The organism is Ferruginibacter sp. (assembly GCF_028288465.1).
Lineage (GTDB): Bacteria > Bacteroidota > Bacteroidia > Chitinophagales > Chitinophagaceae > Ferruginibacter.
This window is the reverse complement of the sequence record NZ_JAQBNR010000074.1, coordinates 48,890-75,559: the sequence shown is the minus strand read 5'-3', so window position 1 is coordinate 75,559 and position 26,670 is coordinate 48,890. Positions and strand designations below refer to the sequence as shown.

Below are 26,670 nucleotides of genomic sequence, written 5' to 3'. Positions count from 1 at the left end.
CCTGCCTTTCATTCATCATTTTCAGACAAACAAAATATCTGTTGAAAGTGATGAGCCCATGCCGTATCATATGGATGGCGAATATTTTGAAGCCACTAAAATAGTGATTGAGTTGGTACCAAATGCTGTGCACTTTCGCTATTGATTTTTTTAATCAACAGTAAATTATAATTCAAATTCCCACACAGTCCGGTAGCTGCCGTATTTTTCTATATAGGTTAAAAAGGAATTGTAAAATGCATCACCGCCAATCGTCGCACTGTCGCCAATAATAAATAATTGTTCTTTTGCCCTGGTGATGGCAACATTCATTCTACGGTAATCTTTTAAAAACCCGATATCTCCGTCATCATTGCTTCTTACCAAACTTAAAATAATAATTTCTTTTTCCTGCCCCTGGAAACTATCAATGGTACTGATGCGCATGGCTGCCGGCAACAGTTCTTTCGCCGCGGCAACCTGGCCATTATAGGGAGATATAAAGGCTGTCCGTTCAGGAGGCAGGGCTTCGGTTTCCAGTAACTTTTGTACAAGACTTAATTCGCCTTCGTTTTGTAAACTCATACCATTGCTGCCCTGTACCTCATTAAAACCGGATCCAGCAGTATCTATAAAGCTGATGTGTGTGCCGGTGTTTATAAGATGTGCGGCGGTATTTAATAAACCATTGTAAAAATAAGAACTGCTAAAGCCGGCAATGGATTCTTTCATCCTGTACTGAATATTCAGTAAATAAATATTACCTACAGTTGCAATACATTTTTCTAAAATGGATTGATTTAAACCAAGGCGGGTGGCTTCATTGCTTAAAATCGTCGGCGGTAATTGCAGGTGGTCGCCCGTCAATACATATTTTTCTGCCAGCGGAAATATGCACCAGGCCAGCGGTTCAATGCATTGCCCGGCTTCATCCATCACCAGGGTGTTAAAAGTGATGTGGTTGATTTTTGCATCGTGCAACCCGATAGGCGTACCGGCAACAACTTCCGCTTCAGTATATAATTTTTCTTCGTTGTAAGCCTGTATCTTTTTAATTTCCGCCCTGATGTTTTTTACTTCTTTAAATAGCAGGTTGCGCTGTTCACGCTCCGCCTTGCCGAAACTGCGTTTGTATTTCAACGCCATTTTTCTAAACTGTTCAGCCCTTATTTTCAGCTCTTTTATTTCCTTTTGTTGTTTGCTGTTTGCCAACCTGCCCTCAGGCGTGTGTAAAAAAATCGTTTCATCTACTTTGCTTGTATTTCCCACTCTTAATACCTGCACACCCTGTGCTATCAGGCCTTTGGCAATATTATCGACTGCGGTGTTACTGGGTGCAGATACCAATACTTTTTCCCCGGCTTTAATTAACTGTGTAATGGCTTCGGTTAACGTTGTGGTTTTACCAGTGCCCGGCGGCCCGTGAACAATCGTAATATGCTCGTTTTGGACAATTGCTTTGACCGCATTTTGCTGGCTTTCATTCAGTCGCTTATTATTGAAATGAAAGACTGTATTTTTCAGGGCTGTTAATGTAATTGGGGAGGCTGTTTCATTATGTATTTGACGGAACAGTTGGTATAATTCTTTGTTGCCTTCCAGGTTGTTCAGCACAGTTTTCATGATGGTGGTCGTTCGCTGATCGGGCGCTAGCTTTATGCCTACGCCATTGTCTTCAATCCAGTCAGGGAAGTCCGGCGCAAACAACCTGAATTCTCCTGCTTTACCATCCAGGCTCATCAATACGCCTTTCACCGGTTCTTCGCCGGTGTAAAAACATTCAATAGCAGCACCATCTTTAAACTGGTTGGTTTCTGCCGGGAAATTAATGCGAAAACTTATTTCGGGATAATCGGCGTAACCAAAATTCTTTCTGGTTACCGTAATTGGATGCAGGGCCAAACCCTCTGCCTTTAATGATTTTAGCGTATGTTGCTGATCTAAACTAAAACGTTTGACCTGTTCTTTTTCTTCTAAACTGATGAATTGCAATAATAAATTGATATGAGGATCTGTTACAGGCATGGTGTGAAAATACCAAGGATGAAGAGAATAAAAAAATCATTCGAAGCTGGGCTGCAGTTCCGCTTATAAAAAACAATTTTATCTTTTAACCGGATTAAGTACTTTGTAGATACTTAATGTTCCACCACCAAACTTTCTGATATGAGATTTTTTTTATATTGTCTTGTGCTGTTAATTACAGCGGGTAATGCTATTGCGCAAAACAATCCTTTATGGATGCGGTATCCTGCTATTTCTCCGGATGGAAAAACAATTGCCTTTGGGTATAAAGGAGACATTTATAAAGTAGATGCAACTGGAGGAACGGCTGTTCCTTTAACATTGCATGAGGCTCAGGATATGATGCCGGTATGGAGCCATGATGGAAAATACATTGCTTTTGCAAGCGACCGGTATGGCAATTTTGATGTGTTTGTAATGCCTTCTTCAGGGGGTACACCAACAAGGGTTACCTATAATAGTGCACCCGATTTTCCATTTGATTTTTCGCCGGATAACAAGCAGCTTATTTTTGGAAGTTCCAGAAATATACAGGCCACTAATGTGCGGTTTTACAGCCCACGCTTATTTCAAAACCTTTACACCGTAAGCATTACGGGTGGAAGGCCGGTATTGATATCCGGCGCTGGCATGGACAGGGCACATTACAACAGCAAGGGTAATCAACTTGTTTTTGAAGACAGAAAAGGATATGAAGATCCATGGCGAAAACACCATACATCTTCTGTAACCAGGGACATTTGGATACTGGATATTAAAGCCAATCAATACAAAAAAATAAGTGATTTTGAAGGGGAGGACAGGGAGCCTGTTTTTGGTAGTGATGATCAATCCGTTTATTACCTCAGCGAAAAAAACGGCAACCAGAATGTGTATAAAAAGGAGCTGGGTTCTGCAAGCGAAAAACAATTATCTCAATTTAAAACAAATCCGGTTCGCCATTTAAGTATCAGTAAAAACAATACGCTTTGTTTTACAAATGACGGAGAAATTTACACACTTGCAGATGGAGGAACGCCACAAAAAGTAGCCATCCACATTTATAATGATGGCAGGGAAAATGTAGAAAAAAATGTGACGGTAAGCGGCAACGTGGGCGAGTTTTCTTTATCTCCCAATGGTAAAGAAATAGCATTTGTAACCCGGGGAGAAGTGTTTGTTACAAGTGTAGACGGCTCTCAAACAAAACGCATTACCAATACACCGCAACAGGAACGTATGGTAAGATGGTCGCCCGATGGCAAGAGTTTAATTTACGCGGCAGAGCGCAATGATAACTGGGATATTTACACCGCTTCTGTTGCGAGAAAAGAGGAGCCGTATTTTTATGCCGCTACGATTATAAAAGAAGAACCATTGATTGCTACAGCAGCCGAAGAATTCTTACCCAAATATTCTCCTGATGGTAAGGAGGTGGCTTATCTTGAAAACAGGAATGTGCTTAAAATATATACACTTGCAACAAAGCAAACCCGCACTGTTATTCCAGCCGGGCATAACTACAGTTATTCTGATGGTGACATTGATTTTAGCTGGAGCCCGGATGGAAAATATATTTTGGCAGATGATGAATATTTTGGTTTTGGCGGAGCGCATATTGGTATTTTAAAAGCTGATGCCGAAGGAACGATCCTTCATCCAATCAACAGCGGCTTTGGAGAAGACAATCCCAAATGGGCATTGAATGGCAAATTGATCACCTGGCTTAACAACAGGGAAGGTCGCCGTTCGCTTGCATTCCAGGGCAACAGGGAAGTAGATATTTACGGTGCTTTTTTAGATCAGCCGGCATATGATGAATTTAAATTGGCGAAAGATGATTATGCTTTGCTGCTTGAAAAAAATGGAGGTGATAAAAAAGATTCATCGGCAAAAAAAGATTCCGCATCTAAACTAACTACGGCAAAACCAAAAAACTGGTCGCCTGATTTTGCCGGGGTAGACAACCGGAAAGTTCGTTTAACGATTAACAGTGCTTCTATCAGCGATTATGTTGTAACAGCTGATGCCGCTAAAGTGTATTACCTCGCTTCATTTGAAAAAGGATATGATTTATGGATTACAGAGCCACGCACACACGATACAAAAATTTTGGCCAAGTTAGGCGGATCACCAAGTGGTATTGAAATGAGCAAAGATGGCAAGAGTGTTTTTGTAACCAATAATGGCAACTTGTTAAAAATTGATGATGCAGGAAAGTCAACGCCAATCAGTATTTCGGCGGAGATGATACTGGATGCGGCAAAAGAACGAGCCTATATCTTTGATCACTGCTGGAGGCAAGTAAAGGCGAAATTTTATGATCCCAAAATTCATGGAATAGACTGGAAAATGTACAAGGATACCTACGCAAAGTTTTTACCGCACATTACCAATAATTACGATTTCCAGGAACTGCTGAGTGAAATGCTGGGAGAATTAAATGCCTCGCATACCGGTGGAAGGTATACACCAAAAATGGAAAACCCGGATGCCACAGCTACACTGGGATTGTTGTATGATGAAACGTATACAGGCAATGGATTGAAAGTAGCAGAAGTAATAACGGGCGGCCCTGCGGATAAAGCGACAGGTAAAATAAAGCCGGGCTGTGTAATTGAAATGATTGACGGACAAACAATCAACGATATGGAAGATTGGGCAAAATTGTTAAATCGAAAAACCGGGAAAAATACTTTGCTGCAGGTATACGATGCAAAAAATAACAACCGTTTTGAAGAATCTGTCAGGCCAATATCATTTGCAGATGAAGCAGTGTTGATGTATAAACGCTGGACCACTATGATGTACAAAATGGTGGATAAATTAAGCGGCGGAAAAGTGGGTTACGTACATGTACAAAGTATGAACGACGGTAGTTACAGGACGGTAGTAGATGAAGTAATGGGCCGCAACAAAAATAAACAGGCACTGATTGTGGATACGCGGTTCAATGGCGGAGGATGGTTGCACAATGATTTAAATACTTTTTTAAGCGGCAAAACCTACCTGCGTTTTGCACCACAGGATAATATGGTTCCGGCCACTGAGCCAATGGACCGCTGGCAGCAACCAAGCTGTGTTATCATGAGCGAAAGCAATTATAGCGATGCGTTTATTTTTCCTTACGTGTATAAAGACAACGGCATTGGAAAATTAATTGGGATGGCTGTGCCGGGAACAGGTACAGCGGTTTGGTGGGAAACGCAGATAGATCCTACCCTGGTTTTTGGCATACCGATGATTGCGACTTATGGCAAAGAAAACAGGCCAACTGAAAACCTGCAACTGGAACCTGATATAAAAGTGCCGTTAACCTACGAAGATTTTTTAAATGGCAAAGATGATCAACTGGAAGCGGCTGTAAAAGAAATGCTGAAAACTATCGGAGGTAAATAAATTTTAATTGGTTGCAATAAAACGGGCTGGTCATTTTCAACATGATCAGCCCGTTTTTATTATTTAACCGGGCAAACATTAAAATGTTGGCTGGTTGTTGTTTTTGTTTGAATCACTTTTCGTTGCAGTGAATTGAGGCTGATTCGTGATAAAACTATGTCCCGTACCAAAGCCCGTAAAGTCTTTTGATAGAAAATGAGAAGTAACGGATAAATCATCCCCCGTTCTTTTTACAGATAAGTAGTGAAATAAGGGCTTATATTCCGATGCGAGGTCAGATAGTTTATCGGCTGAATTACTAAGCGGCTGATGCAAACCGCCGCCACCGCCAATTACTAAAAAGTCTTTTCCCTGCATTTGAAAATGTTCAAAATCATGTGCATGACCAGTAATGAATAACCTGGCTTTTTTTGAACTGATAAAGGCGGGTACAAAGTTTTTTTGAACCGAAGTATTGGAGCCAACAATGATGCTGTTGGTATACGGTGCATGGTGACAGGTAACAATAATTGCCTTAATGGCTTCGCTGGTATCCAGCCTGTTTAATTCGGTTTGATACCAGTTGATTTGTTTTTGATTGTCGCCATCTGAAAGTTTTTTGAAGTTTGAATTAAGTAAAATAACGGCAACAGAATCGGTAACAGAAACATAACCGGTCCGAACATTTTCAGGGAATCTTTTGTCAAAATTTCTTTCTCCTTTTTTCGTTCTACCCATTACATCATGATTTCCCAGCAAGCCGCATACAGTTGTTTTTCCGCTGCGGCAGCTGTCTAAAAACGCATCTACACGGCGCCATTTCCGATTGTTGAAACCAAGCGAAACTACGTCACCCAGCATATAAACGCTTTGCGGCTTTGAACTTTTGATCTGTGAAAAAAGGAGAGCCGTTGCTTTTTTATTATGTGTTGGTTTGAGAATTATTTTTTCAACCAGCATTGGTTGTTGCGTATCACTGATGAAATCCATTTCTGTGCTTAAAGCCTTGTCGGCTGCAGGTAATTGCGACTCGGCGGCAAAGGGAATGGCCGCCAGCAACAAGAAAATAATTTTCAATTTCATCATGATCAACTCAATTTAAAATTTTATAAATTGCCACACCATCTGTACCTGCAGGCCCAATGCATTGTCTCTTGTCTCAAATGCATTCATCCATTTTACTTCGGCCGCCAGGCCAAATCTGTGTGCAACGGGCTGCGTATACACTACAGCAAGATCTGAGCCTAAACTAAAAAATTTTGAGTGCACGTTTCCATGATATTTCAGGTCACTCGTCAACAGGTATGAGCCTATACCTGCAAAAATACTAATCCTTTTAATAACAGGCATCGACCACACTACCATCATCGGAACCGCGTGCAGACTGACTTTACCGGTTTCATTATTGCTTTTTAGCTCATAACTGAAGAAATTGGTATAACCGCTTTCAATCCCCAGCCACAGCCGGTGGCCAGGATGCCACATCAGCCTGAAAGTGCCTGCAGCGTTGGTTTTGGTCACATTTCGTATCCTGCTTTCCGGTTGTGGATTGATGTTGGCGACATAACTGGAAAAGCCCCCTCCCAGGTATAAAATAAAGGAGGGCGTTCGCGTAATAACGCTGTCTTGCTTAACAACTGGTTGTGCAAATACATTGTTAAAAAACAGGCTTGTCATGATGAAGCCTGCCAAAAAAGCTGCTTTACTGGTGTACATAATAATTATATGCTACGCATGAGGGAAAATTTGATAATATACCATCGAAGTGGCCTTCGTTTACGAAACGCGTAATAAATTCAGGTACGTCCACCGTCCACACGAAGGCTTTTTTTCCCATAGCATGAATCTTGTCGACGGCATCATTTTGTGTGCCTTCAGTAAAACGGGGCGCCCATATCAGCGCATTTGATTTGGTGACATCGTCCATGCTTAACTCACACAATGAAGGAGTGGAAGAATAGTCCGGCAATGATAAAAATTCGTCAAACTGGGCCTGGCCGGGTAGGCCGATTACAATATCCAGTTTTCTGCCTGCAGCTTTTGCCTTTTGCATGAATTCGTTTTGAAGCCGCTGCACCGGTTTTACACTGCCAACATATTTGGTATCCAGCCAAACAAATGTGAGCGGCGTTTGGTATACTACTGCTGTAAGCGCTTCCCGCAGCGTTGGAATTTTTTCGCCATGAATCAGTCTTACAAAAACGGATAACTGATCATAGGTATAATTTTCAATTGGTCCCACTAAACCGCTCTTTTGAATTTCCCTTAGATTGAGTGTATTATCATGGTAAAGAACGGGTACTCCATCTTTTGTATACCGTACGTCTACTTCGATGCCGGTGCTGCCGAATTCAGCAGTTTTCAAAATCATGGGAACCGAATTTTCTGAAACAGGTAACAAGTCAGATGTGCGGCCCCCCGAGCGATGTGCGGCAATTTGAAAAGGGGCCGGGCTATGATTCAATTTTCGTGCGTAGGTAAGCGTTAGCGGTGTCAGTGGCTCTTGCTGTCCTTGCCCATAGAAGCCATCCATGGTCACCATTCCTTCGCCAACTACCGGTGCATTGCCGAGGAGTAAGCTTGCACCGGCAGTCGTATCTATCGTAAGATGGACAAGGCCTGTTTCGGTGCTGACCATTTTGCGCCAGTAACCATTTAGTAAAATGGTTCCATTCAGTTGCCTGCCTTCGCAGATAAAATAGGCGATGTCGGTACCAAAAAATCCTGACACATGAAAAGTAGTATCCCCGTTATTGATTACATAACTCCATTTAACGGCAGCCAGTTCACCAAAGATATCTGAGGCATTTGTAACTTTATAAACACCTTCCATAGCTGTTTTTGTTGCGGCAGGCAGTGCTTTTGCAGCCGGATCATTAAACAAATCCCAGGTCCCTGCATCAGGCATTGTCACCTTGTATTCTTTTTTACAGGCGAATAAAAAAATGGCTAAAAGAAAAATTGAAATAATTTTTTTCATAAAATAAATCCGACTGTTACTTGTGGGTAAAAAATTTCCCGGTTTGTTTTGTAAAATAACGCCCAGGTTTGCCAGAAAAACTTATTGCTGATGGCCGAAAAAGCCAGGGTTAAATGTTTTTTATTATAGAATGCTTGCTCCAATGCTAACGTAAAAGTCTCACCGTTGTAATACCGTTGGCTTGAGGAATATTTAACGGCACCATTGGCGGCCTGGTAATATAAATTGACAGATACCTGTGCCTTAAAAGTGATTAGTAGATCTTTTTTTGTCTTGTATCCGACAGACACATTGGGGTAATCAATCCAACCCATCGCCTTGCTGTTAAAGCCGCTTAATTTTAAAAAACCAAACCAAAAACCAATGTCATTGCCTGCCGAAATGTATACGTTTTCATTAATTGGTCTTACGTAATGTATTCCTGTAGACACGTGGTTTTGTAACACCTGGAATAATAAACGGCTATCTAAAATAAAGTGATTATTGATTTTTGTCAGCAGGTGATAATCGCCACAGGGAATTCGTAACCTTACCTCTTCTGTTATATCTTCTGGTGTTGTCATTAGTGTAAAGCCTATAGACGAACGCCAGTGCTCTTTATACATCGGGTAGGGGAAGTATATCGCTGCGTGTTTTGAATTAAAACTGGTATCCTGGGCGATAAGGCCTTGACAAAGCAATGTGCAGCATGCTGCTAAAACCAGGGACTTAAAAAAGCAGTGCATGGTAAATGTTGTTTTGATAACTGGCAATTTTTGGTAAGGGAATAATGCAACCTGGCATACTACCAACAAATGAAAATGGCACATAGTTGCAACCAACAGAAACAGAATGTATGCCACAAATTTATTTCTGTTAAATTCAAAACCTGGTGCAGTTACATTATTGGGTAAGCGGCAATAGATGTAATACTTGCTACGTTATAATTTTACATGTGTTACTTTTGCACATGGTTATTTAGTTGCAACAAGTGCAATCTGAAGGATAATAGCCATTTTATAACCGTCATGAAAAGAACCATCAGGTACTACCGCATCATCTGGTTAAAGCACGATCTTCCTGCAGGATTATCTGTTTTTCTTGTTGCATTGCCGTTGTGCCTGGGGATTGCATTGGCATCCGGCGCTCCTTTATATGCTGGTCTTTTGTCAGGCATTATCGGAGGAATAGTAGTGTCATTTGTCAGTGGCTCACAGTTAGCAGTTTCCGGCCCTGCCGCTGGCTTAACTACAATTGTTGCTGCTTCCATCATTTCATTGGGCGACTATAAGGTTTTTCTGCTGGCAGTTATGGTGGCAGGTCTGTTTCAGCTGGTGCTGGGACTTTTAAAACTGGGCGCCATCGCCAATTATTTTCCATCTTCCGTTATCAAAGGGATGTTGGCCGCGATTGGTATCATACTTATCTCCAAACAGATTCCTTTAGCACTCGGGTATGATCAGCCGGATTTCTGGACCAGCGGTTTTTTAAATCTTTTTTCTTCCAAACATTTCCTGGGTAATATTGGAAACTTTAATCACCATATCACCCGTGGTGCTATTTTGATTACCGTGGTTTCCTTAGGCATACTTATTTTGCTGCAGCAACCCTTTGCAAAAAAACTGAAAGTAATGCCGGCACCATTACTTGTGGTGGTGCTTGGCGTAATTACCAACATCATTTTTACAAAAGCAACATCTGATTTTTCCTTAAAGCAAACGCAGCTGGTGAATATTCCATCCAATATTTTTGCAAGCATTTCCTTGCCTGAATTTTCTAAAATATTTTCAACTGTTGAAATCTGGAAAGACGGACTGATCATGGGTTTGCTGGCTACGCTGGAAACCTTGCTTTGCATAGAAGCCATCGACAAACTGGATAAACGCAACCGCATCACGCCTGTTAACCGGGAGCTGGTGGCGCAGGGCATTGGTAACATCACCTGTGGATTGCTGGGAGCCATTCCAATGACAGCTGTGGTAGTTAGAGGCGCCGCCAATGTGGATGCTGGCGGAAGAACAAAATTATCGGCTTTTACGCACGGACTATTTTTACTGCTCGCCGTTTTATTGGTTCCGTTTTTACTGAATAAAATCCCCTATGCTTCATTGGCTGCGATATTATTGGTTACTGGATTTAATCTTACCAAACCTAAACTATACCGCAATATGTTTAGTCTTGGCTGGAAACAATTTATTCCCTTTATACTTACCATTGTTGTGATACTGGCCACCGATTTATTGATCGGCGTAAGCATCGGGTTGTTGATCTCCATTTACTTTATCATTCAAAATAATTTTAAAGCCGAATATAGAATTACAAAAAGTCACGAAGGCGGCATTGATACAGAATACATCAAACTCAACAGCAACGTTACTTTTTTAAACAAAGTAAAATTGCGTAAAACCCTGGATGAAGTGCCCGAATATTCTGTGCTGACAATCGACGGAAGTGAATGCAATTTTATTGATTACGACATTCTTGAGATTATCAGTGAATACCACAGCAAAGCGCATGACCGGCACATAGAATTGCACTTAAAGGGAATTGAAAAAGTTAATGTTACAGCTGTTCATTGATTTGACAGGCTGAACTTCCCTTCTTTAAAAGCTTTTGGAGTTATCCACACAATATAACCCAGTTAGACGATTACCTGGAAATAACTGCGTACGATTTATAAAAAGGAGATTTTAATTTGGGGTAGATGCGGCTCAATCCGCATGCTGGTTGCGAGCCTACGCAGTAAACAATGTACCTCCCCGTACCATATCAAAAGTTCCATCCACACCTGTGGTATTTTTTGTTACACCTTTATCACTCAATGCAGATTATAAACGCTGTCCTTTTGCCGGTAATCGTATTCGCATGTGTCTTAAAAATATTTTTTTTATTAATCAACATTGCTATGCAGCCTCAATACAAATACCAATATTTTGATAACCTGAGACGCTGAGATGCTGACAATTGACGAAAATAGTTCAATTAAAAAATTAGCCTATATCGACCCAAACAAGCAGCTGTTTTCATTGGGATTTTTTAGGGTATATGTCGTTCATTAAATAATAGTGTCGTTAAATAAAAACATTCACGGTAGCCGGAAACAATGGGTAGTTTGCATTCGGTTTTTCATAGGATATTGGATTTAAATCGGGGCTGAATTTCTATTCTGGCCCTTTTTTTTTGAAATTAAACTTAACCTGACCGGTCAATCCTAAACAAGATTCGTTACACCGCGATTGAATTATAGTAAGACTTTTTACAGTTGCCTGCTTACCGTATCTGTAGTTAAATAAATATTTGTGTCGTTGGTTAAAATACTGCTGCCTTACAAAGTGGGTATTGTTATTTTAGAATAGTGTTACACCCGGTTTTCTTCGATCCTTCGTACCAATTAATAAAAGCTTTTCTGTTCGTGCCTGAACAATAGCTTAGCCGCTTCCAGTCCACACGGAGGCGGTTTTCTTTTTGCGCAAAATGCAGTGTTACGCCAGGGGAATTTCTAACTCAACACGGTATCCTGAGGCACTGTGTACAGCGGGTTGATCGAATGATACTGTTAGTTGTGCATTGTGGCTCAGGTTAAACAAGGCAATTCTTTCCTGTACCAGCTTCTGTCCCATACCCAAACCATGATAATTTAGGTCGACTTCCATGCCATTATCTTCAAGCGCAATTGTTACCATCCCTTTCTCCACTATATTTACTTCAATTTTTATGCTCCTGGCGGGTGCTTTGCTGGCCAAAACGCCATATTTAATGGCATTTTCTGCAATGGGTTGCAAAATAAGCGGGGGTAGCATTATCTGCGTAATATCAATTGCCGGATCGCAAGTAATACTGTAGTTAAAATCATTGTCTTCATTAAAACGTTGCTGTTGCAATTTCAGGTAAGAATCAAGGAAAGCCAGTTCTTCGGCTACACTGATTTGTTCCTTGTTATTTGTTTCCAGGTAAGTCCTCTGCAGTCTCGAAAAATCTGACACTACCTGCAGCGCCTCATCATATTTTTCTTCGAGTATCATTGAGCTAATCAGATTCATGGAATTGTAAACAAAATGCGGATTTAAATTCTGTTTTAAATTTTGCAGTTTGTTTTCTATCAATCGCTTTTTCAACCTTCTTTTATCAATGTTTGATTTGATAACAATTGAAAATATGATGGCAACGGCCAGCGCAATAGCAGCAAAAAACCAGGGGTTTCTGTTAAGTGGTAAAGTTACTTTTAGTTTATGCCGGGCGATATTGTTACCGAGTTTTACAACCAGGTCGTAGTCGCCGTAATTGAGACCGTCATTAAAATTGAATTCGGAAAACTTGGAGTATTTTGTTGCCTTTAATTTGCCGTCTGACCAAAGTTCCAGCATTTTAAAAGAGCGGTCCTGTAAAAAATAATCGGCCAGATTAATTTTTACAGTAAAGCCAATATTCTCAAAAATGGATTTTGGGCATTCAATCGAAAAATCATCGGCACCAATTGTTGGTATTGGTCTGTCGAATTCTGTAAATGAAAATTTTGTTAAGTAATTGTTGGTGCTGATAAGCAACGAATCGCCGACAATGATGGGCTTTTTAATTTGATTATACGAACCGAAATAATAGTATCCTACCGGTACCATGGCAGAATTCATTTGCATAATTCCGTTGTCGTTCAAAATATAAACTTTATCATCTTTTGATAAAATCCACCTGGTGCCGATAACATCAAACAATGTTGAATAGGTTGAAAAAGAATGTAGGAAAATAAGCCGGCGGTTTACATAATCAATTTTATACTTCCTTATCTCATCTTTTAAAAGTGCATAAATAGTATCCCGACCAATTGTAAAGTCGTTTATAAAATGGATAGATGTATCTGTGCAGGTAAGTGGGTATCCCTCTTTTTCGGATACCGCAAAAAACCCTTTTTCCTTGCTTAATAAAATGATTTTGTTATTTAGCTTAAACACCATCGGGTTGTGAGAAATAACGTGCTCAATAACTGCCGTTTTTTTTGTTATGAGGTTATATTTAGACACACCACCATCCCTATAAAAATAAAAAATCGTGCTGTTGATTCTTTCTATGGCTGCAATATTATTGTTTACCACGGTATGATTAACCGGCAACACATCCAATGGTTGCAGGGAAGTCGCATTGTATAATTTGATGAAGTTGTCATTGGCATAAATTAGCGTATCCCCGCATAAATTCATGGAAGATATAATATCGGATATCTTATTTTTTGAATTCAGGTTTAAGGGAGATTTACTGTCGGTAGTACTGAATTTTTGAAAATAATCATCGGTATAAATAAATACACTTTTGTCGTTGGCAACAATATTACATTCAGTTGGTTTGTCAATCATTGAGCAGCCTCCTATGCCGCTTTGAAGAAAAAGGCCATTATTAATGGTGCCGTAAGTTAAAATATTATTTACCGAATCGAGTGCCAGGCAGGTGATATAATCAGCAGCCTTAATGGACATGTAAGTGTAGTCTGGATTTAGTATGCACAGTAACCCTTTCCGGTTACTGATGGTATCACCGACGGCCAAAATAAGTTTGTCGTTTTGCTGGGCGATGTCCCAAACCATGTAGCCTACACCCAGCTTTTTTAAAAAATTGAGCGACATTGGCGGCTTACCTTTTTCTACAACTAGTAAAGATTGCAATTGGCCTCCGCTGCCAAGAAATAATTTATTGTTGAAGCATAAGGAAGAAGTATAGTGTTCCGCGTATAGCTTCGTATTGTTTTGAAAAAACAGGCTGTTACAGTTTTCTTCGAATGCGCCGTTTTTGAAACGTACAATTTGCTTGGATGGATAGGCAAGTCCGTATTGATTATTGTCAAGCTGAAACATATCAATCAAATAATCACCGCTAATGGCAGAGGTTAGAGGTATTTGACGAAGGCTGTTAAAAGTCCACAAGTAGGGGCCGGTGTCTGAAAGTATAAATACTTGCTTACCGAATATTTTTAATTTGCGTATTTGAGAAATGGAAGCAGGACCATAGTATTTATGCAAATTGCCGGTAAGCTGATTGAAAATATACAAGCCTTCATAGCTGGTGCCAATAAACACCAGGCTGTCTAAAAATTCAATAGCCTGAATGCTTTTATGTTGTATTGCTTCAATAATCTTTTTTTGGGCGATGGAATTGGCATTGTGGATATCCAGTCCATAATCAGTACCAATCCAAAATCTTCCTTTACCGTCAATCTTAATACATCTTACGGTATTCGACTGAAGCCCGTTGGTTACATCCAGCTCTGGCCAAAGTTTTTCATTTTGTGCAGTTGCAGTTACATGAAAAGCCAGTATTAAAAGTGCAACGATAACTCCTTTGCCCCAACCCTTGAAACTGGCAGACATGTATTGTGGATTGTAGTGAGTGAATTTTTTTTAAATGATTTTATCATCGTTTTGTTGATGATGTACGACTTGTGAATTCTAATAAAATCTTTGCCCAGCACATCTGTCATTGATTTTAAAGTTTTCGCCGTAATATACTCCCTGTTTTTTATTAAATAGATTTTTGAGTAAGCGCCCTCAGCCTGTAAAAATACAATTTCATCCAGCGGTATCGGTATGGTTTCGCCCTGGTCTTTAATGTGCAGGTATTTTTTTACAGCATCTGAATCTGCCAGTATTTCCTTTTCATACCTGTCTACACAAAGCTTAAATTCTGCGGGGTTAATTGGTTTTAGCAGATAATCAAATGCATTTTCCTTAATGGCTTTAATGGCAAATTCGGAATACGCGGTAACAAACACCACTTTGGTATCGTTTGCTAAATGAGGTATCAGGTCAAAGCCGGATTGGTTATTGAGATTTATATCCAAAAAGCAAATATTAAAATGCTGTTGCTTAACAATCTCAATGGCCTGATCAAGCGCCGAAGCTGTAACAATCTTTTCAAATAAATAATAGCAATTTTTATTCAGCAAAATTTTCAGTGACGATCTTCCGCTATGCTCATCATCTACAATTAGGGCAGTTAGTTTTGTACTCAACATGTGGAAGCTAATTTTAGCGAAATTTAAGACAATACTTTAATATTAAACAAATTGCACGCAATGGCTATATCTTACAGGCAGGTATAGCCGGACGAAATATGTGGATTTAAAAAACAGTTTCGGGAACTCAAAAAAGGAAATTACCTGTTTTTAATTTAATTAAAAACTTCTTGCAGCATCTCCCCGGAACTTTAAAAATGAAGGATATCCAAATGAGGTAACGACTATTGAGTTGAATAAAAGGCTTCCAAAATTAAAACCCCTGTATAAAACAGGGGTTTTAATTTTGAGTAGTTGGGTTACTAGGATTCGAACCTAGAAAGACAGAATCAAAATCTGTTGTGTTACCATTACACCATAACCCAATTAATGTCCCGGTTTATGTTTGGGACTGCAAATTTAGGGTTTGAAGGTAAAACAGCCAAAATCATTTTGTAATTTATACAGACTGTTATTTTAGTCATTTTACCTATTCCATGGTTACCAGGTAATAGTTCTTTTTACCCTTTTGTACCAACAGGTATTTTTGATGCAGCAAACCATCAACGGTGATTACCGTTTCAATAGAATCTGTTTTAATTTTATTAATACTCACGCCGCCGCCCTGCACCATTTTACGGGCTTCACTTTTGCTGGGAAATATTTTTGTTTCTGCTAAAAAACTTACAATATCGACACCGGTAGCAGCCACAGTTTTAGAAAAATCAACTGTAGGTAGGCCTTCCATCACCTGTAATAATTGTTCTTCTGTCAACTGCTGTAAAATTTCTGCCGTATCATTATTAAACAGAATTTCAGAGGCTTTTACCGCAAAATCGTAATCCGAGCGGCTATGTACAAAACAGGTAACTTCTTCTGCCAGTTTTTTCTGTAAAACCCGCTGGTGCTCGTTTCCTTTGTGCTGAGCTAATAAGGTGTCAATCTCTTCCCTGCTGAGTAAAGTAAAAATTTTGATGTATTTTTCTGCGTCTGCATCTGCTGCGTTTAACCAAAATTGATAAAACTGGTAGGGGGAAGTTTTCTTAGGATCAAGCCAGATATTGCCTTTTTCTGTCTTCCCAAATTTACCTCCATCAGCTTTAGTTAACAACGGGCAGGTAAAAGCAAAAGCCTCGCCGCCGCTTTTTTTGCGAATGATTTCTGTACCCGTTACAATATTACCCCATTGATCGCTGCCACCCATTTGCAGCTTGCAGCCTTTGTTCTTATTTAGCCAGTAAAAGTCGTAACCCTGTACCAGCTGGTAAGTAAATTCTGTAAAGCTCATACCGTTATCACCTTCCAGTCTTTTACGCACGCTGTCTTTGCTCATCATGTAATTAACGGTAATATATTTGCCCACTTCTTTAATGAAGTTCAAAAAAGTAAAATCTTTAAACCAATCGTAATTATTAGCCATTTCTGCTGCATTGGGTTGGGTGGCGGTAAAGTCCAGAAACTTTTCCAGCTGGGCTTTTACGCAAACAACATTGTGGTTTAATACGTCTTCGCTTAACAAGTTCCTTTCTTCGCTTTTTCCACTTGGGTCGCCCACCATACCGGTGGCCCCGCCAACAAGCGCAATAGGTTTATGGCCGCAACGTTGAAGGTGTTTCAATAATAAAATGGGTACCAGGCTTCCGATATGCAAGCTGTCAGCAGTCGGGTCAAACCCGATATACCCAATCGTCATTTCTTTCATCAGTTGCTCTTCTGTACCAGGCATAATATCCTGTAACATTCCCCGCCATTGTAATTCCTGTATTAAATTTATCATTATCGCTCTTTTAATTTATCAGTCAAACTTTTCAGAAGAAAAGTTTTGCAAAAGTGCTTAGAAAAAATGAAAAATTGGATTCTGTTTATCCGGAATCCAACAATTTTTGCCGGTAATGCTTGTGTGTTTTTACATATGAATTGAAGTTTACGTCGGCGGGCCAGGCTGCACCGGTCTTTCTGAAAAAAAATTGGCCGCAGTAATGGAGGTAGATGATGTTAATGACCTCGTTGAAAGCAGCCTTTCTTCTTAATGCGGCGTCTAACCGTTAAAAAGTACACCACACAACACTTTGATGATTGCCTTTTTAAAATGGATAATTTATCTTTAAATGATACAATCTTTTAATGAGTCAATAGCACAATTTACTTAATGCAAATGCGTTTTGGTTTCAAAGGCATTAAAATCCAAGCGCATTAAACCGGAAATTAACTATTTATGAGTTCAAAACTGGCCACTTTTTTACTAAGCATAGTGTTATTCCCGATTGCTTCCTTTTCTCAATTCAGAAAATATTCCAATGAATTTCTCAATATAGGTGCTGGTGCAAGAGGCCTCGCCATGGGCAGCGCCCAGGCAGCTTCGGTGCAGGATGGTACCGCGGGTTACTGGAACCCGGCTGGCCTTGCAGGTGTAAAAGATCACCCGGAAGTGAATTTGATGCACGCTGAATATTTTGCCGGAATTGGCAAGTATGATTTTGGCTCTGTAGCCATTCCAATCCAGGATAATAAAAGAACGATCGGCGTTTCACTGTTGCGGTTTGCTGTAGATGATATTCCCAATACTTTATTTCTGGTTCAACCCGATGGTAGTGTAGACTATGGAAGTATTACCAGTTTTTCTTCTGCCGATTATGCCATGTTGTTTTCTTATGCCCAAAAAGTGGTGGAAACGGAGGACAAGCTTGTCAGTTTTGGTGTAAATGCAAAAGTAATACACCGCAAAGTAGGCCAGTTTGCTACTGCATGGGGTTTTGGTATAGATGCGGGTGTACAAATGCACGGTAAACAGTGGCACCTGGGCCTTGTAGCCAAAGATTTAACAACCACTTTTAACGCCTGGGCTTTTACTTTTACCGATAAGGAGAAACAGGTTTTATATCTTACTAAAAATGATATTCCCGTTCGTTCAACCGAGCTAACATCGCCGCGTTTAACCCTTGGCGGCGGGTACGATTTTCAATTTAGCCCTTCCTTCAGTTTGTTAGCCGAAGCTAATTTAGACCTTACATTTGATGGTAAGCGAAATACAGTTATCAGCAGCAACCCGGTAAGCGTTGATCCGCACCTTGGCCTGGAAGCTAACATCAAGGGTGTTTTTTTCATCAGGGCCGGGGTTACCAATTTTCAAAAAGCACTATCTGATGGGGACACACTGAATCAAAAAAAAGTGTGGATATACCAGCCAAGTCTGGGCGCTGGCGTAAAAATAAAAAATGTTACGCTGGACTATGCCTACAGCAACCTCGCCAATCAATCCAACCCACTGTACACTCATATATTTTCACTTCGTTTTACACTGGTGAAAAGAGAGAAAGAGTAAAACACATAATATAACCGAACAGCAAAATGAAAAAATTTTTATTGCCAATATTCCTGTTGATTGCATCGGGCACTTATGCGCAGCTTAATAACAGCTGGATAGATTATAGCAAAACATATTTTAAATTTAAAGTGGGTACAACGGGTGTGTGCCGTATTAGCCAGGCTGCTGTTTCAGCGGCGGGTTTGGGCAGCATTCCTGCTGAACAATTTCAGTTATGGCGCAATGGTGAAGAGGTGAGACTTTTTACCTCCGTTCCTTCGGGAACGTTAACAGCCAATGACTATATTGAATTTTTGGGAGTAAAAAATGATGGAAAGCCTGATAAAAATCTTTACCGTGATACGGCTTACCAGTTGTCTGACAGTTTTAGTATCCATACTGATACGTCAACTTATTTTCTCACCGTAAACCCGTCCGGAAACAATTTGCGGTTTCAGGATGCCATCAATAATGTAGCAGGCAATACGCTTTCTCCGGACGCGTATTTTATGCGTAAAGTAGGAGCCTCTTTTAAATCACAATACAATCGTGGCTATGCTGCTATTGTAGGGGAATATGTTTATTCTTCTTCTTACGATATGGGTGAGGGCTATACAAGCGACAATGTTTCACCCTGTAGTGGTTGCGATCTTTACACCACATTTAATAACCTTAATGTGTATACGGCGGGGCCTCCCAACAGCGTGTCCTTTTATATTTCGGCATTTGGTAATGCTTTGTATACAAGAAATTTAAAAGTGAGTTTTTATAATAACATTCTTTTTAATGATGTACCCATGAACTATTTCAGCATCGTTAAAAAGCAGGTGAATAATATACCATTGAGTATTCTTCAAAGCCCTGACAATTTACAGGTAGCTGTTAACGGATACACACCTCCGCCGGGAGTGTCAAATTCCAACGATCACATTGTTGTGGGCGAAATGGTGCTGACTTATCCTGCTAAATTTAATTTTAACAACGAAAAGAATTTTTATTTTGAACTGGCCCCTTCTTCTACCGGCAATTACCTGGTAATCGATAATTTTAATGCCGGCTCTGCGCCGCCGGTTTTGTATAATCTCAATACCGGAGAGCGATACACAGGCGATATTTCCGCGCCGGGCCAGGTTCGCTTTGCCTTACCAGCCTCTAACGAACCAATAAGAAAATTTAACCTGGTAAATGAAGAAGGTAATAATATAACAACCATTGATAACCTTACGGCAAGGTCATTTATTAATTACGCGTTAACAGCCAACCAGGGCGACTACCTGATTATATCTAACCCGGTTCTTTTTAATGACGGCAACGGGGTGAATTACGTGGATGAATATAGAAAATACAGGGCCTCAGCCGCCGGAGGAAGTTTTCATCCTATAGTGCTTACCATTGATGAGCTGAATGATCAGTTTGCTTTTGGAATAAAAAAACATCCGGCCGCAATACGAGATTTTATTCGTTACGCTGATCAGCAATTCAGTAACAAACCCAAATATGTTTTGATCCTGGGCAGAGGTATGAATTCAATTGAATACAAACAAAATGAGAACGATCCTATAACAGAGAAGATAGATTTGGTGCAAAGCTTTGGCTGGCCTGCGTCGGATGTATTGCTGGCATGTCCTCCCGGTCAAAACGTGCCCCTGGTACCTATTGGCAGAATTGCCGCCATTAACGGCACTGAAATTAAATACTACCTTAATAAGGTAAAACAATATGAACAGGTACAGGCTTCAACAAGCCAAACGGTTGCTGATAAAGCATGGATGAAAAATATCATCAATGTTGCCGGCGGTGGAGACAATTCCGAAACTGATCTTTTTGTGAATTACCTGAATGATTACAAAGCACTTGCTGAAGACAGCGCTTTCGGTGGCCATGTGGAAACCTTCATTAAAGCTACCAGTTCCGCGGTTGAACAGGCAAACGGTGACCGCATACAGCAACTGGTAAGTGGGGGCGTAAGCTTAATTCAGTATTTCGGACACTCTTCAGCAAATACACTGGCCTTTAACTTAAACAGTCCGGAAGTATATACCAACGATAGTAAATATCCATTTTTTAATGTAAGCGGCTGTAGTGCGGGTAACTTTTTTATTTTCGATCCAGCCCGTTTGGCAGGTAACTCAACTTTGTCAGAGAAGTGGGTATTGGCAGATCAGCGGGGCAGTATTGGTTTTATAGCCAGTACACATTTGGGCATTCCCCCTTTTCTCAATTTTTTCAACGATAAATTCTATGAGAATTTTGCCCTTGATCTCTACGGAAGTTCTGTCGGTAACCAGTTAAAAAACACGTTACAAATGCTGGGTGGTAATCCGCAGGCGCTTGACTTCTATACCCGCATTCACCTGGAAGAATTGAATTTGCATGGTGATCCTGCCGTTAAAATAAATTCATCTGCCTTACCCGATTTCATTGTAGAAGACCAGTTGATAAAAGTTAGTCCGGCTGTTATTTCCGTTGCGGATAACAATTTTTCTGTGTCAGTTAAAATGATGAATATTGGTAAGGTAACCAACGACTCCATCAGGGTGTCTGTTATAAGAAAGCTGCCCAACGATTCTTCTAAAATTATTTTTAACCAGTTGGTTCCCGCTTTCAAGTACGCTGATTCTTTAACTTTCACAGTGCCGATCAACCCGGCCACAGATAAAGGACTAAATAAAATAATAGTAACACTGGATGTTGATAACAGGGTGCAGGAAGTATCTGAAACAAATAATACTATTACCAAAGAGTTTTATATCCTGGAAGATGAAATCCGGCCGGTATCGCCTTATAATTTTTCCATTGTAAATAAGCAGCAAATAACTTTCAGTGCATCCACAGCCAATCCATTAAGCGGGCAGCGCCAATATGTGATGGAACTGGATACAACTGAGTTGTTTAATTCGCCGTTTAAAAAACAATACACGGCTTCCGGTGTTGGTGGTGCAGTTGAATTTGTGCCCAATAATATAACTTTTACAGACAGCACCGTGTATTACTGGAGAACTTCCATGATACCAATCAACGGGGCGCCGCAAATATGGAATTCTTTCTCTTTTGTTTACCTTCCCAATGGTGGCACGGGTTTTAACCAGTCCCATTATTTTCAGTTCTTAAAAAATACATTCAGCAGTACCATCGGCCTTGACAGTGACAGGGTATTCCGGTACGCTAATAAGCAGAGGATACTTACCATCAGAACAGGTATCTATCCCTTTACAACCTATGAAAGAATAAATGTAAATCTTGATTTTGATCAGCTTGACCTGTTTGGTTGTAAGTACAATTCCCTGCAGTTTTTTGTATACGATCCAAGCACACTGCAGCCCTGGAAAAATGTAAAAGTAACCAACCCTGTTACCGGAGAAGTTACAGGCCGCTTTGGCAGTGTGGTTCCCTGTTTGCGGGATGCAGCTTCAGATGGTTCAAGAAACTTCTTCGAATTTCCATACAATGATTCGCTGAAATACAGAAAAAGGGCAATGGATTTTATTGATAGTATTCCTGCCGGGATGTATGTTTCCATTACAAACCTGGGCATGTTTAGTAATACTAAGTTTATCGACTTCTGGAAGGCAGACCAGGCTATTTTGGGCGCAGGAAACACACTGTATGACAAATTAAAATCAATGGGGCTTAGCAAGATTGACAGCTTTACAAAAAATATTCCTTTTGTATTCTTATTCAGGAAGAATACACCGGTATTTACCCCTCAGCAAATAGTGGGTACACTTGCAAGTGATCAGCTTGAGCCTTCTTTCAGTCTGCCTACAAAATATATATCGGGTACGATAGAGTCACCGCTTTTCGGACCTGCACAAACCTGGTCGTCGTTACACTGGCGTGGAACAACCAACGATGCTACCAATTCAGATACAGTGAGTGTGGCTGTATATGGGGTAACGGCTGCGGGTAACCAAACATTAATGGCTACAGTAAAGCCGGCTACGGATACAACGCTTGCATTTATTAATGCAACCACATACCCTTACCTCAAGTTAAAAATGGCTAACGGTGACCCCTTATACGCAACGCCTAAGCAGTTGTCTTACTGGCGGGTAAATGCTACTTATGTACCTGAAGGATCAATAGCACCCAATATTTTGTATACCATGAAAGATTCGGTGGAACAGGGTGACAAAATTAATTTTTCGCTGGCGTTTAAAAATATAAGTACAGTTGCTTTTGATAGCTTAAAAGTTAAGTTCGTAATTACAGATCGTAATAATTTAGCACATCCGATCGCTATCTCTAAACGCAAAGCACTGATGGCAGGGGATACATTGGTGGTAAGCTACAGTATTGACTCCAAAGATTATCCGGGTAGTAATACGTTGTATATAATGATTAATCCCGACAATGATCAGCCGGAGCAATACCTGTATAATAATTTTCTTTACAAGGTGTTCTATGTAAAAGAAGATAAATTTAATCCATTGCTGGATGTAACTTTTGACGGAGTGCATATTTTAAACAGGGATATCATTGCAGCTAAACCGCATATCTTGGTGAAGCTTAAAGATGAAAGCCATTTCCTTGCCTTGGCTGATACGGCCTTGTTAAAGCTACAGGTGCGTTTTCCTGATGGCAACTTACGCAATTATTTCTTCGGGGATTCAGTGAGGTTCAATCCTGCCAACCTGGCCACCGGCGAAAATACAGCATCGATTGACTTTATGCCTTACTTCCCTGAAGATGGAGACTACCAGTTACTTGTATCGGGTAAAGATGTGGTGGGCAATAAAGCGGGTAAACTGCAGTACCAGGTTACATTTAGTGTAATCAATAAACCGATGATCAGCAACATGCTGAATTATCCGAATCCATTTACTACTTCTACCGCATTTGTTTTTACTGTAACCGGAAGTGAAGTACCGCAAAATATCCGGATACAAATATTAACCATTACCGGTAAGGTAGTACGGGAAATAACCAAAGATGAACTGGGGCCAATAAGAATAGGTAGAAATATTACCGACTTTAAATGGGATGGTACCGATGCTTTTGGGCAAAAGCTGGCCAATGGCGTTTATTTGTACAGGGTGATTACAAATCTGAATGGAAAATCGCTTGATAAATATACCGGTACCAATGCCAATGTTGACTCTAACGGCAAACCTGTAACAGTCACCAGCGGTCTCGGTGGTATTGATAAGTACTTTAACAACGGGTATGGTAAAATGTACCTGATGAGATAGCATCAGATAGATGTGTTCGCAAACAGAAAATAATTAATAAAAAAGCGTGCTATAAAGCACGTTTTTTTATTGCAGTCAGATAATGAATATGGTAAATCTGCTGACGCTACCGCCAAGGTGTTGTTGAAAAAAGCCGGAAGCATATGGATAAACTGGCAGGTAAAGGTTAGCCTGACTCCTTGCGGAAAATGGACTGCGGAAAGCATATTTACAGTCGTTGCTGCAACTTTGTTGTGAGCAGATGACAAAAGTAATTTGATGGAATACAATCAAAAATTACCGGGGCCTGGTGGTTTTGATACTTGATAGTGGTAAGCGAACAACCAGCATGAGTAAGAAAATATTGTACCGGCACTATCAAAAAAGCGTCCCTGTTACAGCACGCTTTTTTATTACATTAATTGATTAGTTAATAATCATTGCTTTTTCCATTCTTTGCCTTATCCGGCTTGGCCCCTTTTTTATTTTTATCATCCAATGGTTTAATTGGAGCAGGCATAACAGCTTTCGGATCTTTTGTTGCTTCTGGTAACTTAGCAGGAGATGGAGGCAATTCAACTTTAGCTTTTGATTTTGAAGCGGTATCTTTTTTGCCGTCGTCGAACTGGCTTTCAACGGGGATTTGTAAGGGCTTTTCTGTAGAAGGATCGCCAATATAATCTCCGGCACCTCCGCTGCCCTGATCGCCTGCAGCATTACTACTGTCGCCACTATTCACGATGTCTTTAAAATTCTGATCCGCATAGATCGGATCTTTTGACATTTGCGCAGGCTCAGCAAATTCTTTTAATTTACCGTAGCCCAGACTTTTATCATCATAAACCTTTTTCATAAAATAGCCCCATTTAGGCAAGGCCATTTCGTTACCACCACTTGTGCCTGAATAAATCCTGATAAAAGGGTCATCGCAACCAACCCAGGTACCAGCCAGCAATTCGGGTGTATATCCCATAAACCAGCCATCCGCATTGTCATTGGTAGTACCGGTCTTACCTGCCTTCTGGGCTGGGATGCCGTAATTGTTTAAAGACCGGCCGGTGCCAATTTCTACAACACCTTCCATTAGTTTTACCATGGTAAAGGCATCCTGCTCACTCATTACCTGTTTGGTATTGACCTGTGTATAATCTTCCAGTAAATTGCCATTTTTATCTTCTATGCGGCTTATGAATACCGGCTCTGTATTAAAACCTTTATTGGGGAACATGGTATATGCCTGCAGCATTTGTAAAAGAGGAATTTCAGCCGAACCAAGGGCAAGCGAAATATATGGAGGTAACGGCACAGTGATACCAACGCTTTTTGCAAATTCAATCACCCTGTTTACACCCAGTAAATTAGTCAATCTTACTGATGCGGTATTCTTTGAGAAAGCAAGACAGTTGGCCAGTGTTCCGCCACCGCCATCAAATGTTCTTGAAATTTTGCCATACTGTACCGGGCCACCTTCAATAACTGTAGAAGGCGTGTAACCGGCATCCTGTACGGCCAATGCATAAATCAATGGTTTTATGGTAGAGCCAACCTGCCGGCTTGCCGTTACATGGTCATATTTAAACCATTTAAAATCGTTACCGCCCACCCAGCATTTTACCTCGCCTGTTTTAGGGTCCATTGCAACAAAGGAGGTTTGCAACAACTGCCGGTGATATTTAATTGAATCCCTTGGGGTCATTACGGTATCCAGTTCTTTCTTGGGATTCCATGCAAATACTTTCATTTTAACTTTAACCAGGAAAGACTTTTTTATATCAGCATCCTTCATCTCCTCTTCCTTCAAGTTCTTCCAGCGTTCACTCGATTTCATGGCCGCTTCAATAATATTTTCGTGCTCCTTCCAAGTTTTATCGCTTGTTGTTCTCAGGTAAGCATTTAATTTTCTTTGAATGATGGGCATTTGCTGTACTACAGACTCCTCTGCATACTGCTGCATTTTAGAATTAATGGTAGTATAAATTCTAAGCCCATCCCTGTATAAGTCATAGTTTTCCCCCGTCTTTGGATTTTTATGTGTTTTGCACCAGTCTTTCATTTTATCAACAACGGCAAAACGGAAATAAGGGGCAATACCTACATTGTCATCTACCTTCTTAAAACTGGTGATGAGTGGCTTTGCCTTGTATTTGAGGGCCTGTGCATCCGTAAGATAATGTTGCTTACACTCTACCATTCTTTCTATAACCGTATTTCTGCGGTTTATGGCTGCACTTGGATGACGGATAGGATCGTAAATAAAACCCTTCAGCATTCCCACGAGCACCGCAGACTCTTCCACATTCAGATCTATTGGTTCTTTTTGAAAATAGGTTCTGGCAGCATTACGGATACCGTAATTGTTACCCCACGGAGCCCTGTTAAGATAAAGCGTGATAATTTCTTCTTTGGTAAAATTGCGTTCCAGTTTCACGGCAATTACCCATTCTTTTATTTTTTGTGTTCCTCTCTTTAGTACATTCCCTTTACCTTGTCCCAGCATCATTTTGGCCAGCTGTTGTGTAATAGGGCTGCCGCCGCCATCTGTACCCAATTTAATTACGGCCCGTGCAACCGCTTTTGCATCTATCCCCGAGTGATCATAAAAATTCTGATCTTCAGTTGCTACCAGGGCATGAATAATATTGGGCGAAATTTCATTATATTTTACTTCGCTGCGGTTTTCGGCGTAGTATTTACCCATTAATTTACCGTCAGATGAATACACTTCGCTGGCAAGATCTGCTTCCGGGTTTTCCAACTCTTTTAAAGATGGCATCTTACCCAACAGGCCAAAATTGGCAGCTGAAAAAATCAAAATTACCAGCAGCAGGCCGCCAAAAAAGACACGCCATAAAATTTTTACAGGTTTTGTCATTATACTATTTTCAAATTTTTGTCTTCA

Annotated in this window: 13 protein-coding genes and 1 tRNA gene; 4 read left to right on the top strand and 10 right to left on the bottom strand. The window is 40.4% G+C overall.

The genetic code is table 11. From position 1 onward, the window contains the following. Positions 1–165: 165 nt before the first annotated feature. Positions 166–2,004, bottom strand: a complete 1,839-nt coding sequence (locus JWR61_RS27635) for an AAA domain-containing protein (protein ID WP_301930871.1) — start codon at positions 2,002–2,004, stop codon at positions 166–168. A gap of 141 nt (positions 2,005–2,145) precedes the next feature. Between JWR61_RS27635 and JWR61_RS27630 the strand changes: the two genes are divergently transcribed. Next, entirely contained in the window at positions 2,146–5,382 is a 3,237-nt protein-coding gene (locus JWR61_RS27630; protein ID WP_301930870.1) for a S41 family peptidase, read from the top strand. 78 nt (positions 5,383–5,460) lie between these two features. Here JWR61_RS27630 and JWR61_RS27625 read toward each other — a convergent pair whose 3' ends face one another. Genes JWR61_RS27625 through JWR61_RS27610 form a run of 4 tightly spaced genes read right to left on the bottom strand, consistent with a single transcriptional unit; the run spans position 5,461 to position 9,066 of the window. After that, positions 5,461–6,447: a metallophosphoesterase gene (locus JWR61_RS27625; RefSeq protein ID WP_301930869.1), complete on the bottom strand. Its 987-nt coding sequence runs from the start codon at positions 6,445–6,447 to the stop codon at positions 5,461–5,463. 12 nt (positions 6,448–6,459) lie between these two features. Further along, positions 6,460–7,077, bottom strand: a complete 618-nt coding sequence (locus JWR61_RS27620; protein ID WP_301930868.1) for a hypothetical protein — start codon at positions 7,075–7,077, stop codon at positions 6,460–6,462. Beyond that, positions 7,064–8,341 (bottom strand): glycerophosphodiester phosphodiesterase, encoded by a 1,278-nt coding sequence (locus JWR61_RS27615; protein WP_301930867.1) that lies wholly within the window; start codon positions 8,339–8,341, stop codon positions 7,064–7,066. Before JWR61_RS27615 ends, JWR61_RS27620 begins: the two co-directional genes overlap by 14 nt. Beyond that, a complete protein-coding gene (locus JWR61_RS27610; protein ID WP_301930866.1) occupies positions 8,338–9,066 on the bottom strand; it encodes a hypothetical protein in 729 nt (242 codons plus the stop codon). Before JWR61_RS27610 ends, JWR61_RS27615 begins: the two co-directional genes overlap by 4 nt. 282 nt (positions 9,067–9,348) lie before the next feature. On the opposite strand from JWR61_RS27610, the gene JWR61_RS27605 reads away from it, so the two are divergent. Next, on the top strand, positions 9,349–10,899 hold the full coding sequence (locus tag JWR61_RS27605) for a SulP family inorganic anion transporter (protein ID WP_301930865.1): 1,551 nt from the start codon (positions 9,349–9,351) through the stop codon (positions 10,897–10,899). 903 nt (positions 10,900–11,802) lie between these two features. On the opposite strand, the gene JWR61_RS27600 is transcribed toward JWR61_RS27605, so the two are convergent. From JWR61_RS27600 to tyrS, 4 genes are all read right to left on the bottom strand, one after another. After that, positions 11,803–14,673, bottom strand: a complete 2,871-nt coding sequence (locus tag JWR61_RS27600; protein ID WP_301930864.1) for a histidine kinase — start codon at positions 14,671–14,673, stop codon at positions 11,803–11,805. Then, entirely contained in the window at positions 14,622–15,317 is a 696-nt protein-coding gene (locus JWR61_RS27595) for a LytTR family DNA-binding domain-containing protein (RefSeq protein ID WP_301930863.1), read from the bottom strand. Before JWR61_RS27595 ends, JWR61_RS27600 begins: the two co-directional genes overlap by 52 nt. Before the next feature lie 294 nt (positions 15,318–15,611). Beyond that, positions 15,612–15,682 (bottom strand) — tRNA-Gln (locus JWR61_RS27590). 104 nt (positions 15,683–15,786) lie between these two features. Then, a complete protein-coding gene (gene tyrS, locus JWR61_RS27585) occupies positions 15,787–17,073 on the bottom strand; it encodes a tyrosine--tRNA ligase (RefSeq protein ID WP_301930862.1) in 1,287 nt (428 codons plus the stop codon). 438 nt (positions 17,074–17,511) lie between these two features. Between tyrS and JWR61_RS27580 the strand changes: the two genes are divergently transcribed. Both JWR61_RS27580 and JWR61_RS27575 read left to right on the top strand, forming a co-directional pair. After that, the gene (locus JWR61_RS27580; protein WP_301930861.1) at positions 17,512–18,618 is read left to right on the top strand and encodes a PorV/PorQ family protein; all 1,107 of its coding nucleotides are present in this window, start codon (positions 17,512–17,514) and stop codon (positions 18,616–18,618) included. A 26-nt stretch (positions 18,619–18,644) separates the two neighbouring features. Then, the gene (locus JWR61_RS27575; RefSeq protein ID WP_301930860.1) at positions 18,645–23,792 is read left to right on the top strand and encodes a C25 family cysteine peptidase; all 5,148 of its coding nucleotides are present in this window, start codon (positions 18,645–18,647) and stop codon (positions 23,790–23,792) included. A 409-nt stretch (positions 23,793–24,201) separates the two neighbouring features. Here the strand turns inward: JWR61_RS27575 and JWR61_RS27570 are convergent, their stop codons facing one another. Beyond that, positions 24,202–26,643 (bottom strand): penicillin-binding protein 1A, encoded by a 2,442-nt coding sequence (locus JWR61_RS27570; protein ID WP_301930859.1) that lies wholly within the window; start codon positions 26,641–26,643, stop codon positions 24,202–24,204. Positions 26,644–26,670: the final 27 nt, after the last annotated feature.

What these genes read in the sequence shown, in the direction of transcription:
- JWR61_RS27635 (WP_301930871.1), bottom strand. Translation starts at nt 2,004, where the DNA reads ATGCCTGTAACAGATCCTCATATCAATTTATTATTGCAATTCATCAGT.
- JWR61_RS27630 (WP_301930870.1), top strand. Translation starts at nt 2,146, where the DNA reads ATGAGATTTTTTTTATATTGTCTTGTGCTGTTAATTACAGCGGGTAAT.
- JWR61_RS27625 (WP_301930869.1), bottom strand. Translation starts at nt 6,447, where the DNA reads ATGATGAAATTGAAAATTATTTTCTTGTTGCTGGCGGCCATTCCCTTT.
- JWR61_RS27620 (WP_301930868.1), bottom strand. Translation starts at nt 7,077, where the DNA reads ATGTACACCAGTAAAGCAGCTTTTTTGGCAGGCTTCATCATGACAAGC.
- JWR61_RS27615 (WP_301930867.1), bottom strand. Translation starts at nt 8,341, where the DNA reads ATGAAAAAAATTATTTCAATTTTTCTTTTAGCCATTTTTTTATTCGCC.
- JWR61_RS27610 (WP_301930866.1), bottom strand. Translation starts at nt 9,066, where the DNA reads ATGCACTGCTTTTTTAAGTCCCTGGTTTTAGCAGCATGCTGCACATTG.
- JWR61_RS27605 (WP_301930865.1), top strand. Translation starts at nt 9,349, where the DNA reads ATGAAAAGAACCATCAGGTACTACCGCATCATCTGGTTAAAGCACGAT.
- JWR61_RS27600 (WP_301930864.1), bottom strand. Translation starts at nt 14,673, where the DNA reads ATGTCTGCCAGTTTCAAGGGTTGGGGCAAAGGAGTTATCGTTGCACTT.
- JWR61_RS27595 (WP_301930863.1), bottom strand. Translation starts at nt 15,317, where the DNA reads ATGTTGAGTACAAAACTAACTGCCCTAATTGTAGATGATGAGCATAGC.
- tyrS (WP_301930862.1), bottom strand. Translation starts at nt 17,073, where the DNA reads ATGATAAATTTAATACAGGAATTACAATGGCGGGGAATGTTACAGGAT.
- JWR61_RS27580 (WP_301930861.1), top strand. Translation starts at nt 17,512, where the DNA reads ATGAGTTCAAAACTGGCCACTTTTTTACTAAGCATAGTGTTATTCCCG.
- JWR61_RS27575 (WP_301930860.1), top strand. Translation starts at nt 18,645, where the DNA reads ATGAAAAAATTTTTATTGCCAATATTCCTGTTGATTGCATCGGGCACT.
- JWR61_RS27570 (WP_301930859.1), bottom strand. Translation starts at nt 26,643, where the DNA reads ATGACAAAACCTGTAAAAATTTTATGGCGTGTCTTTTTTGGCGGCCTG.